Here is a 14954-nt window from a genome sequence, read left to right as displayed (position 1 = left end):
TAGTCTCGACCGCATACCTGGCGCACCGGCCGAGGGGGTGGACGAATGGCGATGGCAGTCGATGCCGCAGCCTCCCGTGCCCGGACGGTACTCGGCTCCCGTGCGGACGCCGAGGATCATGTCCGCAACAGGGCGTTCCGGCTGGGAGTCCCCAGGCTGATCGGGGTCGAGCTCGAGTGGCTCACCGCCCGGGCCGACGGCACCGAGTCGCGTCCCGAACTCGCGACCCTCGTCGAGGCGCTCGGACCGCACGCCCCGCGCACGGTCGCGCCGTCGTCGTCCGCGCGGCCCCTGCCGTCGGGCAGCGCGGTCAGCGTCGAGCCGGGTGGCCAGGTGGAGTTGTCCAGCGTGCCGTGCACCTCGGCGCGGCAGGTGTGCGATCGGCTCACGGCCGACCTCCGCATGCTCCGGGCGCTGCTCGCCCGCCGGTCGGTGATCATGCTCGACCGCGCCGCCGACGAGGTGCGGCCTCCGCATCGTCTGCTGCGGACCCCGCGCTACGGGGCGATGGAACTCCGTTACGACCGCATCGGCCCGATGGGCCGGTTGATGATGAACAGCACTGCGTCGGTTCAGATCTCCGTCGACATGGGACGCGACGAGGTGGAGGTCGTGCGGCGCTGGGAGCTGCTGCACGCCATCGCCCCGGCCATGATCGCGGCCTTCGCGTGCTCGCCCCGGCTGCGGGGCGCTCCGGAAGGCGACTGGGTGTCGCAGCGGATGCGCACGTGGCTCGAACTCGATCCCGACCTCACCCACGTCCACCACCCCGGCGACTACCCCGCGTGGGTTCTCGACGCGCCGCTGACCTGTGTGCGCTCGGATCAGCCCGAGTGGTACGCACCGCCCGGCGCGACCTTCGCGGCGTGGCTCGCGGGCGACCTCGACGCCGACATCCGGCGCCGGCCCACCGTCGACGACCTCGACTACCACATGACGACGCTGTTCCCGCCCGTTCGTCCGTGCGGCCATCTCGAGGTGCGTTACCTCGATGCCCAGCCGGCCGACTCGTGGCAGGTGCCCGTCGCAGCCCTCGAAGCGCTGCTCTCCGCTCCGGAGGTCTCCGCGGAGGCGTGTGCGATCGTCGCCCCGGTGCGCGACCGGTGGGCCGAGGCGGCCCGGGTGGGTCTCCGTTCGCTCGAATTGCGTGCTGCCGCAGCGAGCCTGCTCTCACTCGCAGCGGAGTCCTCGCGCGACATGCGGTTCACCGCGGCGCTCGACGCGGCCGCGGCGCGGTGCCTGCGCGGGCTGGCGCCGGGCGAGGAGGTGCGGTGACCCCTGCTCGTGCTGCGCTGAGGCGTCACCTCGAGCGGGCGCGTGCCCGCACCGAGGCGCTCACCTCCGTGCCGGAACACGATCTCACCGCACAACATTCACCGTTGATGAGCCCGCTCGTGTGGGATCTGGCGCACATCGCCAACCAGGAGGAGTTCTGGCTCGTGCGGGCCGCGGGCGGGCGGCCACCCGTGCGCGGCGACATCGACGATCTCTACGACGCGTTCCGGCATCCCCGCGCGACCCGCACGGAGCTGCCGCTGCTCGACCCCGACGGGGCCCGTCGCTATGCGCGTGCCGTCCGCGATCTCACCTGGGACGTGCTCGAGCACAGTGCCTTCGACGACGAGCTGACCCGCGACGGTTTCGTCTTCGCGATGGTCGCACAACACGAACAGCAGCACGGCGAAACGATGCTCGCGACGCATCAACTGCGGCAGGGCTCTCCGTTGCTCGACGCTCCGGAGGCGCCGCGCACCGGAAGCGTTCCCGACACCGCGCGGGTCCGGATTCCGGGCGGTGCATTCGAGATGGGCACGTCCACCGATCCGTGGGCCCTCGACAACGAGCGGCCGGCCCACGTCGTCGACGTGCCGGAGTTCGAACTCGACGCGGTGCCCGTCACCAACCGGCGTTATCTCGAGTTCGTCGACGACGGCGGTTACGCGCGGCGCGAACTGTGGAGCGAGGTGGGCCGGCGGCATCGCCTCGACGCCGGACTCGAGGCTCCGCAGTTCTGGAGTCGCGACGAAACAGGTTGGAAAAGGACGGTGTTCGGTAGAGCGGTGCCGCTGCATCCGGACGAACCCGTCGTTCACGTGTGTTTCCACGAAGCCGAGGCGTTCGCCCGCTGGGCCGGCGGACGTCTGCCGACCGAGGCCGAATGGGAGAAGGCGGCACGCTGGGATCCGGCCACCGGTCGCAGCCGTCGATTCCCGTGGGGCGACGAGGATCCCGGTCCCGAACACGCCAATCTCGGTCAGCGCCACCTCGGTCCGGCCGTGGCAGGTGCCTATCCGCGTGGGGCGTCACCGCTCGGAGTGCACCAGCTGATCGGCGACGTGTGGGAGTGGACGTCCACACCGTTCACCGGGTATCCGGGCTTCCGCGCATTCCCGTACCGCGAGTACTCGGAGGTCTTCTTCGGTGAGGGCCACCGGGTGCTGCGCGGAGGATCGTTCGGCACCGACGAAGTCGCGTGCCGCGGAACCTTCCGCAATTGGGATCTCCCCGTCCGCCGTCAGATCTTCGCCGGGTTGCGCGTCGCATACGGGACGGGCGATGTGTAGACATCTGGCGTACATCGGACCGGAGACGAATGTCGCCGCACTGCTGTCGACCGGGACGAATTCGCTGCTCCGCCAGTCCTGGGCACCCACCGACATGCGTGGGGGAGGAACGATCAACGCCGACGGATTCGGTGTCGGGTGGTGGAGTGCGGAGGGCGTCTTCGGACGGTACCGGTCGGCCTCGCCGATCTGGTCCGACTCCTTCCTCCGTGAAGGGCTCGGCTCGGTGCGCTCGCGCACGATCGTCGCCGCGACCCGCTCGGCCACCGAGGGGATGCCCGTCGAACGGTCGGCGGCCGCACCCTTCTCCGACGACCGGTGGGCGTTCAGCCTCAACGGCGTCGTCCGGGGCTGGCCGGGATCGCTCGTCACCCTCGCCGGCGCGCTGCCCGTCGCCGACCTGCTGCGGCTCGAATCCCCTACCGACGCCGCCACGCTGTGGCTCCTGCTGCAGTCGCGGTTGCGCTGCGCAGACCCGGAACCGGCATTGATCTCGCTCACCCACGACGTGCTGTCACTCGCGCCGGATTCGCGGTTGAACATGTTGCTGTGCAACGAGTCCGGGATCTGGGCCACGGCCTGGTACCACTCGCTGTGGACGTTCGTCGACGAGCAGACCGCGATCGTGGCGTCCGAACCGTTCGACGACGACAGTCGCTGGAAACCCGTACCCGACCGGCATCTCGTCGCCGCGGTGCCGGGCAAACTCATCGTCTCACCACTGGAGGTCGGCCCACCGTGATCGTCGACGTACATCTGCGCCCCGAGGACCTCGATGCCAAACTGCGCGAGGACGCACGGCGCGGACTCACGTCCGATCCCAAGTACCTGTCGCCCACCTGGCTGTACGACGCGCGGGGCAGCCGACTGTTCGAGAAGATCATGCGGCTGCCCGAGTACTACCCGACGCGTACGGAGTTCGCCCTGCTGCGACAGCACGCCGCCGATTTCGCCGAGTCCGCCCGTCCCGAGATGCTCGTCGAACTCGGCTCCGGCTCGTCCGAGAAGACATACGTGCTGCTCGATGCCCTCGGACCGTACCTCCACACCTATGTACCGCAGGACGTCTCCGAGCCGGCGCTGCGTTCGGCCGTCACCAGATTGACGGCGGAGTATCCGAACGTGACGGTGCACGGTGTCGTCGGCGACTTCACCGATTCGCTCGCGCATCTTCCTGCCGGTGGCACACGCGCGATCGCGTTCCTCGGCGGCACCATCGGCAACCTCGTCCCGAGCGAACGCGCCCAGTTCCTCGCCGGCACGGCCGCGATCCTCCGTCCCGGCGAATGGCTGCTCCTCGGGGCGGGACTCGTCATCGACCGCGACACTCTGCTCGCCGCCTACGACGACGCGGCCGGAGTGACGGCGGAGTTCGACCGGAACGTCCTGCGCGTGCTCAACGACCGGCTGGGTGCCGACTTCGACCCGGAACGGTTCGTGCACCGTGCCGTCTGGGACGCCGAGAACGAGTGGATCGAGATGCGACTCGAGGCGACCGAGGCGATGGACGTCCGGATCCCGGGCCTCGACCTGGAGATCTCCTTCACGGAAGGCGAACAGATCCGGACGGAGATCTCCGCGAAGTTCCGTCTCGCCGGTCTCGCGCAGGAACTTGCCGATGCGGGATTCGTCGTCCGGCACGAATGGGTCGACCCCGACGGACGGTTCGTCCTGATCGGCGCCTCCCGGCAGTAACCTCCCGAGAACTCCCGCAGTTCGGCCGCCGGGGAGGATTCGACACCTGCCGAGCCGGCACGGGAGGCTGGACGACATGACGTCCTCTCGTCCCGTGCTGACGACCCCGGTCCTGTTGCTCATGGCCGTGGCGACGGGTCTGTGCGTGGGCGGCAACTACTTCAACCAGCCGCTTCTCGACTCCATCGCCGAGGCGCTGGACACCTCCCGGTCGGCTGCGGCCTCCACCGTGACGGTCGCGCAGGTCGCCTATGCCCTCGGCCTGTTGTTCCTCGTCCCCCTCGGCGACATGTTCCCGCAGCGGCGACTGGCCGTGATGCTCGTGCTGGCCGCGGCCGCGGGGCAGGGGCTGAGCGGATTCGCGCCGAACATCGGGGTGCTCGTCGCGGGCACCGCGATCGCCGGTCTGTTCTCGGTCGCGGCGCAGGTGCTGGTGCCGTTCGCGGCGACCCTCGCCACCCCCGAATCGCGTGGGCGCGCGGTCGGCACCGTGATGAGCGGGCTGCTCGTCGGGATCCTCGTGGCCCGGAGTGTCGCAGGCATCCTCGCCGAACTCGGCGACAGCTGGACGACGGTCTACCGGGTGAGCGCGGTGGCCATGGTGATCGTGGCCCTCGCGTTGTGGCGGGTGCTTCCGGCGACACCGCCGGCGGTCCGGCAGGGCTACGGCAGCACTCTGCGATCGCTCGGGACGTTGATCGTCCGGCATCCCCGCCTGCGGACCCGGTCGATTCTCGGGGGACTGGGCTTCGCATCGGTGGGCGCGTTGTTCTCGACGATGGCGTTCCTGTTGTCCGACCCGCCGTTCGGCCTCGACGACCTGCAGATCGGTCTCGTGGGCCTGGCCGGGGTGGCCGGTGCGGTCGCGGCAACCGTCGCGGGACGGCTCGTCGACCGCGGGTACGGACCGCAGACGACTGCCGTGGGCGTGGTCACGCTGGTCGCGTCGTGGGCCGCGCTCGCCGCGGGCGGGAGCTCGCTGGTGTGGTTCGTCGTGGGGATGCTCGTCGTCGACCTCGCGTTGAATCTCGTGCAGATCACGAATCAGAACATCGTGTACGCCCTCGATCCCGACGCTCGCTCCCGCGTGAACTCCGTCTACATGACGGGCTATTTCGTCGGGGCCGCATCGGGATCGGCGCTCGGCACGGCGGCGTGGTCGGTCGGCGGGTGGCCCGCGGTGTGTGTGCTCGGCGTCGGTCTGGCGACGCTCGCGGGCGTAGTGTGGGTGCTCGACCTGCGGCTCGCGGCCCGGATGCGGGCGACTTCGTCTACAGCGACCGGCGGACCGGCAGCAGCCTGAGATCGCGCGCCCGGCCGATCGCCTCCACCCGGGTGTGGACCCCGAGCTTGCGATAGATGCTGCGCAGCTGGGTCTTGATCGTGTTGTGCGAGACGAACAGCTTCTTCGCGATGTCGGCGTGGGTCGATCCCAGTGCCAGCAGTTCGAGAACGTCCGTCTCTCGCGGGGACAATTCGACGTGGGTCACGGGCTCGGCGAAGACCGACCCGACGGGCCCGCCCGGAACCGGACGACCCGACAGGGCAACCAGATGTTCGGTGACATCGCCGGGGAGGGTGGTGAACGCACGGCGGTTGCCGAGGGACTCGGCCAGAGCGCAGGCCCGCCGCCAGTTCCTCGCGGCACCGTTCTCGTCGCCGAGGTCGAGGTGGGCGCCGGCGGCGACGAGCAACGATTCGAGATGGGCGCGCGGATATCCGCATTCCGTCCACGGGACGCGCTTGAGTTTCTTCAACGCGGCCTCGGGATGACGGGTGAACAGTTCGGCCCGTCCCGCCGCCACCACGCACATCGGATGGTCTGCCGACTGCTCGGCAGCGAGGGCACGCGCCAGGTTGCCGTTTCCGAGCGCCAGATGCAGATCGATCTCGGCTGCGCCGAGCATTCTGCGACAGAAGGCTCCGTGTCCGTACAGGTCGTGGTGCGACGCGATCAACCGGTGCAATCCGGTGAGCCCGTCGTAGGCATGACCCGTGGCCAGGTCGTAGGAGGCACGCGCATAGGCGACGAATCCCCAGAGTTCTTCCGAGACGCGGGGTACACCCACTGTGTCGAGATATCCGGCAGCCTCGTCGAGATCCAGCGCGTCCAGATGAACGAGCGCGGAGGCCACTCGGCCGCTCACCTTGACCATCTCGCCCCAGCGACCTTCGGTCTGCTCGGCGCGCCTCTCGATGTGCAACCATTCCCGCGCCCGCGGAAGGTCGCCGACGGCCGCCCAGTTCAGGGCCGAACTTCCCGCGGCGTTCTGGACGGCGAAGGCGATGTTCGCGGCATAGGCACCGCGGTAGGCGCGCCGGAAGGCGGCGGTGGACTCGGTGAGATATCCGGCGAGCTGGAGCGTGATCGCCCACTGCAGGCGCAACAGCGGAAGCTGGGGGGCGAGGTCGTCGGGTCGATGCTCGAGGATCGACCCGACGAGCGGTTGTAACAGCAGGGTCAGTCGCGCGGCTTCACCGAATTCGCCCGAGACCCGCAGCGTCAGGGTCTGTACCGTCGCGACGTACACGGCCTGGGCGGCTTCGGCCGTCCTCCCGAGCTCGACGAGTTCGTCGACGTCGGTGGACAGGGAGGCGTGCAGGATCGAATGCTCGTCGAGCATCTGCGTGAACAGCGCGCGACCGGCCAGTACCGAGGGGTGGTCCTCGAGTTCCCCATCCGGGATCTGTCTGAGCACCTTGACGAGAACGTCGAAGGAACGCTCCACCATGTGCGCCCAGGACTCCTCGACGATCGTCACGGCGGTCTTCCAGTCGCCGGCCTCGACCGCGTAGATCGACGCTTCGGCGGGATTTCCGGCGTCGCGATGTGCCCGGGCGAGTTCGCCGAGCAGGGCGTCGGCGTGCCCGGGTCGTGCCCGGCGGGAGATCTCCAGGACGCACGAACGCACCGCGTCGGGCCAGCGCCAGGTCCGGGGATCACGGTAAGGGGAATCCATCAGAAGCCCCGCTGCGGCGAGCGCGGTCAGCCGGGCTTCGGCGTCGGCCACGCCGGTCAGCTCGGCTGCTTCGTCGGCGGTGAGGCTGTGGGCTACCGCGACGGAGTATGCGAAGTCGCACTCGGCGGCGTCGAGGTCGTCGAGCAGGCCCTCGACATGGGTCCGTACGAGGCATTCCAGTGCCGTGGTCGGCAACCCCCGGTTGTCGATCAACCGCTGCGGGCGGTTACGGGCGAGTCCCGTGGCTGCCGAGACGAGGGCGGGTACACCACCGAGCACGCGGGACACCGCCTCGCATTCGCCGTCGGAGCGTGCGGTTCCGGTGGAGTTCAGCAGCCGGGTGGTCTCTCCGACGGTGAACAGCAGATCGGGGGCCGGGATGTACGTGCATTCCATCCCGCGGGTGATGACCTCGCTCAGATCGATGTTGTTGCCCGGAAGGCAGACGATCGCATCGAGTTTCGGACAGTGATCGAGCAACCGCAGAGTTTCCCGGAGGATCCGGGCCGCGTTCGGTGCCGGCACGCAGGCAAGAACGAGCAGACACGGTGATCCCAGATCGCGGAGGGCACGGACCACCCGATCGAACGGCGAGCCGTCGGTTGTGACCTCGACGGCCGGATGGTCGACGAGGATGTCGAGGACACACTCCGGCAGGTCGCCGTCGCCGGGGCGGGTGAGTTCGGGAACCCAGACGACCGTGTGGTCGGGTGCGCCGCCCTGGTGGAGCCATCCGGCGACGAGGGTGCGTTTGCCGAAACCGGGGGGAGCGTCGATCACCGTCAGCGTGGAGCACCGGTCGAGGCACGCGAACAGACGGGGGCGTGCCAGAGCCGAGGACAGTGAACGCCACGCGGGTGCACCGACGCGAGGGGAGTCGGAAACACTCACGCGCACTCCTTCGGAAGGCTTCGGTCCGGATCTGCGCAGGCGGGAAGGCCCGAACAGTGCCCCCCGACAGGCCTTGGTCGATCACAGACTACCTGGTCCGTTGTCGTGAGGTGCGGTAACGAGAGCAGTTGTGAGGTGCGCTAACGACGGCAGCCCCGGCACCGGACCGTCGAGCGAACTCGTCGGCGCGGGCGGGGCTGCGATCGTAAGCCGGCGGCTAGCGGCCGGATGCGCTCAGACGTGCCTTCTCGAGTGCGGCGAGGGTGCGGAGGATCGTCGCCTTCTGCTTCTCCAGGTCGCTGCGCCGGGCACGGGCGGCAAGGCCGCTCTGCTCGGCGACGAGAGTGAGCTGCGCGTCGATCGCGGAGAGTTGGTCGAGCAGAGCGAGGGCACGGGTCTGGATCTCCTCGACGTCCACCGCGTCCGTGCGGACCGGGGCGGCGGACTTCGCCGGCTTCGACGCCGGCGAGGACGAGTTCCGGGTCGCGGCAGCCGGACGCGCCGACGCCTGAGCGGAGGTACCGACATGGCTGTCGGTGATCGCGGTGGCGCGGGGCCGCAGGGCCTTGCGCACGAGCGCCGGATCGGGCTGCTCGGCGAGACGGATGTCGTTGAGGGCACGGCGGGCCTCGCGAGCGGCGAGGCGGTGCTCGTGCTCCTCCTCGTCGTCGGACTGCAGGGTGCCGCCGATGGGCCGCAGACCGTACATGCCCATGAACTTGCGGGCCTCGTCGATGACGGCTTCGTGCTTACGGCATGTGGCACAGCGAGGTTCGTTGCGGAAGAGTTCGACCGAGTCGGTGTCGCCACACCAGACGCACGCACCCGGCGACCATCGTCGGACCGTTCGGATTGTCGCGTTTTCCGTAGGGGCTTCGAGAGTTTGCGCGTCGGTCACGAGGTGCCACTTTAGGTGAAAGCGGAGTTATGCAGGGGAGGGGGTCCCGCCCGACCTGCGACGATTTCGCGCGGCGTGACGAAGATCATTCCCGTCCCGGCGCGTCCTCAAACCATTGCGCCACACAGCATTTCCATACCAGCCGGTCTGCCGGATCACGTTGCAGTGGCGGCGGTGAGCCAGCGCACCAACGGCCGGAACTCCCGCCACGCCGAACGCACCTCCTCGAGAGTGCGCGGAGTGTCGATCCAGGGAGGTGAGATCTCGGTGCGACCGGCCCACAGTGACCGGTGCCGCATGAGTTCGATGCGGGGATGATCGGCGTCCACGCCGCGCGGCCGGGACTTCAGCCGGTCGCCCCCGATCTCGTAGCCCGACCGTTCGAGCTTGCGCACGATCCTCCCGAGTTCCGGACCGCGCCGCTCGTGATCGACCGCTGTGCGGTAGCCGGCGATCTGCTCGGACGAACCGTGGAACAGGCCCGCGGACACCCGCAACCCGGCAGCGTTGATCTCGACGTAGTAGCCGACGCTCTGCGCGACGGAGACGAATCCGCCCTGATGGGTCTTGTACGGCAACTTGTCCTTGCTGAACCGTACGTCGCGGTACGGGCGGAAGACCTTGCCCTCACCGAACTCCTCCCCGAGTTCCGAGAGCAGGGCAAGCATCGGGCCGCGCACGCAGTCGTCGTAGACGGCCTTGTGCGCGGCCCAGAATGCTCTGCTGTTGTCGGCCTCGAGATCGTCGTAGAAGTCGAGGGCCGCGACGGGAAATCCGGTGAACACCCGGACAGTCTGCCCCGTCGTGGAACCGAAGGTCAGGCGACCCCGTTGAACAGCGAGGTCACCGAGCCGTTCTCGAAGACCTCGCGGATCGTCTGCGCGAGCAGCGGGGCGATCGACAGCACGGTGAGGCAGTCGAACTGCTTCTCCTCCGGGATCGGCAGCGTGTTGGTGACGATGACCTCCTTGGCTCCGCACGCGGCGAGGCGCTCGGCGGCCGGATCGGAGAGCACGCCGTGGGTGGCCGCGATGATGACGTCGCCCGCACCGGCCTCCTTCAGGATCTTCACCGCGCCGGCGATGGTGCCGCCGGTGTCGATCATGTCGTCGATGAGGATGCAGGTGCGGCCTTCGACCTCACCGACCACCCGGTTCGACTTGACCTGGTTGGGCACGAGCGGGTCGCGGGTCTTGTGGATGAACGCCAGCGGCGCACCACCGAGAGTGTCGGCCCACTTCTCGGCCACGCGCACGCGACCGGAATCGGGGGAGACCACGGCGATGTTCTCGACGCCGTACTTGCCGCGGATGTACTCGGCGAGCTGACCTTGCGCGTGCATATGGTCGACCGGGCCGTCGAAGAAGCCCTGGATCTGATCGGTGTGCAGGTCGACCGTGATGATGCGGTCGGCGCCGGCGGTCTTGAGCAGATCGGCGATCAGGCGAGCGGAGATGGGCTCGCGCCCACGGTGCTTCTTGTCCTGACGGGCGTAGGGGTAGAACGGCAGGATCGCGGTGATGCGCTTGGCGGAACCACGCTTGAGCGCGTCGATCATGATGAGCTGTTCCATGACCCACTGGTTCAGCGGGAACGGGTGGCTCTGCAGCACGAAGGCGTCCGAACCGCGCACCGACTCCTCGAAGCGCACGAACGTCTCACCGTTGGCGAAGTCCCGTGCCGTCTGCGGGGTGAGGGGGACACCCAGTTCCTTCGCGACCTGTTCCGCCAGCTCGGGATGAGCCCGGCCGGAGAAGAGCATCAAGTTCTTCTGGTTGTCGATCCAATTGGTCACTGGTTCTGGCCGTCCTTCTGCCGATCGTGGTCGTGCTGCTGCTGTGCTCTCGATGCTGCCTCGGCAGCGGGGGTACCGGCGCGATTGCGCTGGACCCACCCTTCAATATTGCGCTGTGGCGTACCCGACACCGCCAGCGCCCCCGGAGGAACGTCGCGGCGGAGTACTGTTCCGGCGCCCGTGTAGGCGCCGTCGCCCACCGTGAGGGGGGCGACGAACATCGTGTCCGACCCGGTGCGGACGTGCGATCCGACGACCGTGCGGTACTTCTGCACCCCGTCGTAGTTGACGAACACGCTCGACGCTCCGATGTTGGAGTGCTCGCCGATCTCCGCGTCGCCGACATAGGTGAGGTGGGGAACCTTCGAATGCGCCCCGATCTGCGCGTTCTTCGTCTCGACGAAGGCGCCGAGCTTGCCGCACGCGCCGAGTTCGGTGCCGGGACGCAGGAAGGTGAACGGTCCGACGGTGGCCTCCGCGCCGATCACCGCGTGGGAGCCGTGGGTGCGCACGACGCTGGCGCCCGCGCCGACCTGCACGTCGATGAGAGTCGTGCCGGGGCCGATCTCCGCGTCGTCGGCGACGACCGTGCGGCCGCGCAACTGCACGTCGGGATGGATGGTGACGTCGCTGCCGAGAACGACGTCGACGTCGATCCACGTCGACGCCGGGTCGATCACCGTGACACCCTCGCGCATCCAGTGCTCGAGCAGACGCCGGTTGAGTTCGGCGGTCAGTGCGGCCAGCTGGACGCGGTCGTTGACGCCGGAGACCTGCACGGCGTCGTCGGTGTGCACACCGCGGACGGCCAGGCCCTCTCCGCGGGCGATCTTCACGACGTCGGTCAGGTACAGCTCGCCCTGCGAATTGTCGTCGCTCAACTTGCCCAGGGCCGACCGCAGCGCGGCCGCGTCGAAGGCGTACACGCCCGTGTTGATCTCCTGGATCGCGCGCTGCGTCGTGGACGCGTCCTTCTCCTCGACGATCCCGGCGACATCACCGTCGGTGGTGCGGACGATGCGGCCGTACCCGGTGGGCTCGGACACCGTCGTGGTCAGGACGGTGACCGCGGCCGGCTCGGGGTCGAGGTGCGCGGCGAGCAACTCACGCAGGGTGTCGGGGCGGAGCAGCGGGACATCGCCCGCGGTGACGACCACCGTGCCGTCGAAGTCGTCGGGCAGGGCGCCCAGGCCGCACTCCACGGCGTGACCGGTGCCGAGCTGATCGTCCTGGACGGTCACCCGGATCTTGCGGTCGAGACTCTCGGCGACGGCGGTCACCTCGGCGGAGACCTCCGCGCGGCGATGCCCGACGACCGTGACGAGATGGGAGGGTTCGAGCGCGGCGACGGCGTAGAGGGAGTGGGCGAGCATCGTGCGGCCGCCGAGGGTGTGCAACACCTTCGGTGTCTTCGACCGCATTCTTGTTCCTGCTCCGGCTGCCAGCACGACGATCGCGGTCTGCACCTGCATGTAGCTCCCTCGACACGTTTCTGCACGCCGGTCCGTGCGTGCACCGGGGAAGCGCTGAGGCTCCCCGGGACGGTTCCCGCTCCGCCGCCAGGACTCGAACCTGAACTATCTGAACCAAAATCAGAGGTGCTGCCGATTACACCACGGCGGACTGCCACACCTCCGCGGCGGAACCGGCGGACGTGCGCCCCCGATCCTTGCACGAGACGGCGTCGACGTCGAACCTGGGGTGGCGGGATCGGGAATGGATAGGCTGTCGAACGTTCGAGTACGCCCCGCCGCCGAAGGAGGACATGTGTCGCAGGCGTCGCAGAAGCGGACCGAGCGCACTTCGCGGATCCGGATGACGGGCACGCAGCGTCGGGAACAGCTCATCGAGATCGGCCGTGCCCTCTTCGCCGAGCGCGGCTACGAGGGCACCTCCATCGAGGAGATCGCCCAGCGGGCGCAGGTCTCCAAGCCCGTCGTCTACGAACACTTCGGAGGCAAGGAAGGTCTCTACGCGGTGGTCGTGGACCGCGAGATGACGGTCCTGATGTCGATGGTGACCGAGAGCCTCACACGGAACCGGTCGCGGATCCGCGTCGAGCGCGCGGCGCTCGCCCTGCTCACCTACATCGAGGAACGCACCGACGGTTTCCGGATCCTGGTGCGCGACTCGCCGATGTCGGCCGAGGAAGGCACCTATTCGAGCCTTCTCAACGAAGCGATGCGGCAGGTGGGGGAGCTGCTGTCCGGCGACTTCTCCCGCCGCGGCCTCAACCCCGACTTCGCTCCGCTCTACGCCCAGGCGCTCGTCGGTATGGTCGCCACCACCGCGACATGGTGGCTCGATCGCCGCACCCCGTCGAAGGAGGATGTGGCAGCCCACCTCGTGAACCTGTGCTGGAACGGCCTGATCGGTCTCGAAGCGGACCCGAAGCTCGGAGAGCCCCCGATTTCCGAATAGTCCTCTCGTTTTCGGGAGCGTCTGGTCTCTACTTCCGGGTAAGCGGCGTTATCGTAGGGATACCCGTGAGAAGGCAGGCTGTGGTGGGACGACAAGTACGCGCAGAGGTGACGCGCGAATCCGTGCTGCAGGGCGCAGCGACCGTATTCGTCCGCGACGGATACGCGGACGCGAATCTGGGCGACATCATCGAGGAGGCCGGTGTCACCAAGGGGGCGCTGTACTTCCATTTCGGTTCGAAGGAAGAGTTGGCGCGCGGAGTGATCGACTCCGGGTATCTGCGCTTCGCGGCCGCCGCCGAATCCAAGATGGACCGCCGCTCCCCGGCTCTCGAGACACTGATCGATCTGTCCGTACTCCACGTCGACATGGCCGAGACCGATCCGGTGGTGCGGGCGATGTTCCGTCTGCTCGTCGAGATCGGCGACTATCAGGGCACCGAGCACCGCCCCTACGAGACCTGGCAGAGCACTCTGCAGGAGCTGGCCACCAGGGCGGCCGAGGAGGGCGACCTCGTCGAGGACGTCGACGTCCACGCCGTCTCCCTGCTGCTCCTCGAGCAGGCGATGGGCGCTCGGATCATGGCGAACGCCCTCAAGGCGATCGATCGGCTCGCCGAACGGACGGGCTCGATGTGGCGGATGATCCTGCCCGCGCTGGTGCCGGCGAACAAGCTCGAATACTTCCGGCAGTTCGTGGAGCGCCGCCTGCGGCTGCCGTCGTGAGTTTCGGTCCGTTCTCCGCCGACGAGGCACCCGCAGCGCTCGCGCGCCTGCTCGACCGGTTCGGTCCCGACACCGCCGTGACCATCGGTGTCGTGCCGCCCCTGCTGACGATCGCCCAGGCCGCCGACGTACTCGGCTGTTCCCGCCGTTACGTGGCCCACCTGGTGGACACGGGCGCGCTCGCCGCCGACTTCCACGGTCTGCACCGGCGCGTGTCGCGCTCCGACGTCCGCGAACTCGCGATCCGGCAGGCGGAGGTGGTCACGACGGTCCTCGACGGTCTCGCCGACCTCACGCGTCGCGAGGGCCTGTACGACCCGTTCTGACAGTACTGTGCGACCCGTGACGACAGCATGGACGGGCACACGATTCGACGAAGGGTGACGATGCCGGTTCGAGTGGTACTCGGTGCGACGGTGCTCTCCCGTCCCCGGCTGCGTGATGTGGCGCTCGCCCTGGCCGAAGAGGGCCTGTATCAACCCTTCTGGAGCGACGGGATCGTCGCGGAGGTGGACCGTCGGCTCCCGCAGGAGCTGTTGCGCCCCGCCCGCGACTTCCTCTTCGCCGAACTCGACCGCGCCTTCCCCGACGCCCGCGTGGTCTGGCCCACCACCGTCCTGCGCGAGGTGCCGCACGTGACGGGCCCGCGGGAAGCGCACGTGACGTCGGTGGCATTGCTGTGCCACGCCGACGCCGTGATCACCGCCGATCCCGAGCTCACCGGGGCGCTGGAACGGTCGGGCATCGAAGCGTGGACTCCCGACGCGTTCGTCACCTTCGCGCTCGACGCGGATCCCGCCCGCACCCGCACAGCCCTGCTGAGGATGGTGCGACGTCGCTGGCTCACCGACGACGCCCGGCGCGAGGCGGGCGACGAGGAACTGCTCGCCGGACTGGCCGGCTGGGCGGCCCGTGAGCTCGGTGCCAACAGCGCCGACCTGCTCGCGCCCCGGCGCGGTGATCCTCCTCGCGCCCCGGCGCGGTGACGCACGAGGGGGCAGCGGA

The 14954-nt window shown here is 68.9% G+C and carries 14 protein-coding genes and 1 tRNA gene; 9 read left to right on the top strand and 6 right to left on the bottom strand.

The genetic code is table 11. The features are described from left to right. Positions 1 to 45 precede the first annotated feature (45 nt). The 5 genes from egtA to PV766_RS18895 all read left to right on the top strand — a co-directional run bounded on the left by egtA (position 46) and on the right by PV766_RS18895 (position 5562). Positions 46 to 1275: an ergothioneine biosynthesis glutamate--cysteine ligase EgtA gene (egtA, locus tag PV766_RS18915; RefSeq protein WP_064064652.1), complete on the top strand. Its 1230-nt coding sequence runs from the start codon at positions 46 to 48 to the stop codon at positions 1273 to 1275. After that, positions 1272 to 2564: an ergothioneine biosynthesis protein EgtB gene (gene egtB, locus PV766_RS18910; RefSeq protein ID WP_064064718.1), complete on the top strand. Its 1293-nt coding sequence runs from the start codon at positions 1272 to 1274 to the stop codon at positions 2562 to 2564. The genes egtA and egtB overlap by 4 nt, the downstream gene beginning before the upstream one ends. Continuing rightward, positions 2557 to 3306 (top strand): ergothioneine biosynthesis protein EgtC, encoded by a 750-nt coding sequence (egtC, locus tag PV766_RS18905; protein WP_064064651.1) that lies wholly within the window; start codon positions 2557 to 2559, stop codon positions 3304 to 3306. Before egtB ends, egtC begins: the two co-directional genes overlap by 8 nt. After that, positions 3303 to 4259: an L-histidine N(alpha)-methyltransferase gene (gene egtD / locus PV766_RS18900; protein WP_064064650.1), complete on the top strand. Its 957-nt coding sequence runs from the start codon at positions 3303 to 3305 to the stop codon at positions 4257 to 4259. The genes egtC and egtD overlap by 4 nt, the downstream gene beginning before the upstream one ends. A gap of 76 nt (positions 4260 to 4335) precedes the next feature. Then, entirely contained in the window at positions 4336 to 5562 is a 1227-nt protein-coding gene (locus PV766_RS18895) for an MFS transporter (protein WP_064064649.1), read from the top strand. Here PV766_RS18895 and PV766_RS18890 read toward each other — a convergent pair. The 6 genes from PV766_RS18890 to PV766_RS18865 form a co-directional block, all read right to left on the bottom strand. Then, entirely contained in the window at positions 5531 to 8110 is a 2580-nt protein-coding gene (locus PV766_RS18890; protein ID WP_064064717.1) for a helix-turn-helix transcriptional regulator, read from the bottom strand. The genes PV766_RS18895 and PV766_RS18890 overlap by 32 nt on opposite strands. A 217-nt stretch (positions 8111 to 8327) precedes the next feature. After that, on the bottom strand, positions 8328 to 9008 hold the full coding sequence (locus PV766_RS18885; RefSeq protein ID WP_064064648.1) for a hypothetical protein: 681 nt from the start codon (positions 9006 to 9008) through the stop codon (positions 8328 to 8330). 155 nt (positions 9009 to 9163) lie between these two features. After that, the gene (locus PV766_RS18880) at positions 9164 to 9793 is read right to left on the bottom strand and encodes a DUF2461 domain-containing protein (protein WP_421097646.1); all 630 of its coding nucleotides are present in this window, start codon (positions 9791 to 9793) and stop codon (positions 9164 to 9166) included. A 32-nt stretch (positions 9794 to 9825) separates the two neighbouring features. After that, on the bottom strand, positions 9826 to 10803 hold the full coding sequence (locus tag PV766_RS18875) for a ribose-phosphate diphosphokinase (RefSeq protein WP_084421861.1): 978 nt from the start codon (positions 10801 to 10803) through the stop codon (positions 9826 to 9828). Beyond that, positions 10800 to 12275: a bifunctional UDP-N-acetylglucosamine diphosphorylase/glucosamine-1-phosphate N-acetyltransferase GlmU gene (gene glmU / locus PV766_RS18870; RefSeq protein ID WP_421097645.1), complete on the bottom strand. Its 1476-nt coding sequence runs from the start codon at positions 12273 to 12275 to the stop codon at positions 10800 to 10802. The genes PV766_RS18875 and glmU overlap by 4 nt, the downstream gene beginning before the upstream one ends. Positions 12276 to 12354: 79 nt before the next feature. After that, positions 12355 to 12426: transfer RNA gene (locus PV766_RS18865), tRNA-Gln, on the bottom strand. A gap of 192 nt (positions 12427 to 12618) precedes the next feature. Between PV766_RS18865 and PV766_RS18860 the strand changes: the two genes are divergently transcribed. The 4 genes from PV766_RS18860 to PV766_RS18845 all read left to right on the top strand — a co-directional run bounded on the left by PV766_RS18860 (position 12619) and on the right by PV766_RS18845 (position 14935). Further along, positions 12619 to 13224: a TetR/AcrR family transcriptional regulator gene (locus PV766_RS18860; protein ID WP_172506143.1), complete on the top strand. Its 606-nt coding sequence runs from the start codon at positions 12619 to 12621 to the stop codon at positions 13222 to 13224. A gap of 83 nt (positions 13225 to 13307) precedes the next feature. Next, complete coding sequence (locus tag PV766_RS18855; RefSeq protein WP_064064715.1) at positions 13308 to 13949, top strand: ScbR family autoregulator-binding transcription factor; 642 nt, start codon at positions 13308 to 13310, stop codon at positions 13947 to 13949. After that, a complete protein-coding gene (locus PV766_RS18850) occupies positions 13946 to 14275 on the top strand; it encodes a helix-turn-helix domain-containing protein (RefSeq protein WP_255162339.1) in 330 nt (109 codons plus the stop codon). The genes PV766_RS18855 and PV766_RS18850 overlap by 4 nt, the downstream gene beginning before the upstream one ends. 60 nt (positions 14276 to 14335) lie before the next feature. Next, the gene (locus PV766_RS18845) at positions 14336 to 14935 is read left to right on the top strand and encodes a PIN domain-containing protein (RefSeq protein ID WP_129976989.1); all 600 of its coding nucleotides are present in this window, start codon (positions 14336 to 14338) and stop codon (positions 14933 to 14935) included. Positions 14936 to 14954: the final 19 nt, after the last annotated feature.

It is taken from the genome of Rhodococcus sp. As11, assembly GCF_048957735.1.
Lineage (GTDB): Bacteria > Actinomycetota > Actinomycetes > Mycobacteriales > Mycobacteriaceae > Rhodococcus > Rhodococcus gordoniae.
The sequence above is the reverse complement of the archived record's forward strand: the minus strand, read 5'-3'. Positions and strand labels throughout refer to the sequence as shown.

What these genes read in the sequence shown, in the direction of transcription:
- egtA (WP_064064652.1), top strand. Translation starts at nt 46, where the DNA reads ATGGCGATGGCAGTCGATGCCGCAGCCTCCCGTGCCCGGACGGTACTC.
- egtC (WP_064064651.1), top strand. Translation starts at nt 2,557, where the DNA reads ATGTGTAGACATCTGGCGTACATCGGACCGGAGACGAATGTCGCCGCA.
- PV766_RS18895 (WP_064064649.1), top strand. Translation starts at nt 4,336, where the DNA reads ATGACGTCCTCTCGTCCCGTGCTGACGACCCCGGTCCTGTTGCTCATG.
- glmU (WP_421097645.1), bottom strand. Translation starts at nt 12,275, where the DNA reads ATGCAGGTGCAGACCGCGATCGTCGTGCTGGCAGCCGGAGCAGGAACA.
- PV766_RS18860 (WP_172506143.1), top strand. Translation starts at nt 12,619, where the DNA reads ATGACGGGCACGCAGCGTCGGGAACAGCTCATCGAGATCGGCCGTGCC.
- PV766_RS18845 (WP_129976989.1), top strand. Translation starts at nt 14,336, where the DNA reads ATGCCGGTTCGAGTGGTACTCGGTGCGACGGTGCTCTCCCGTCCCCGG.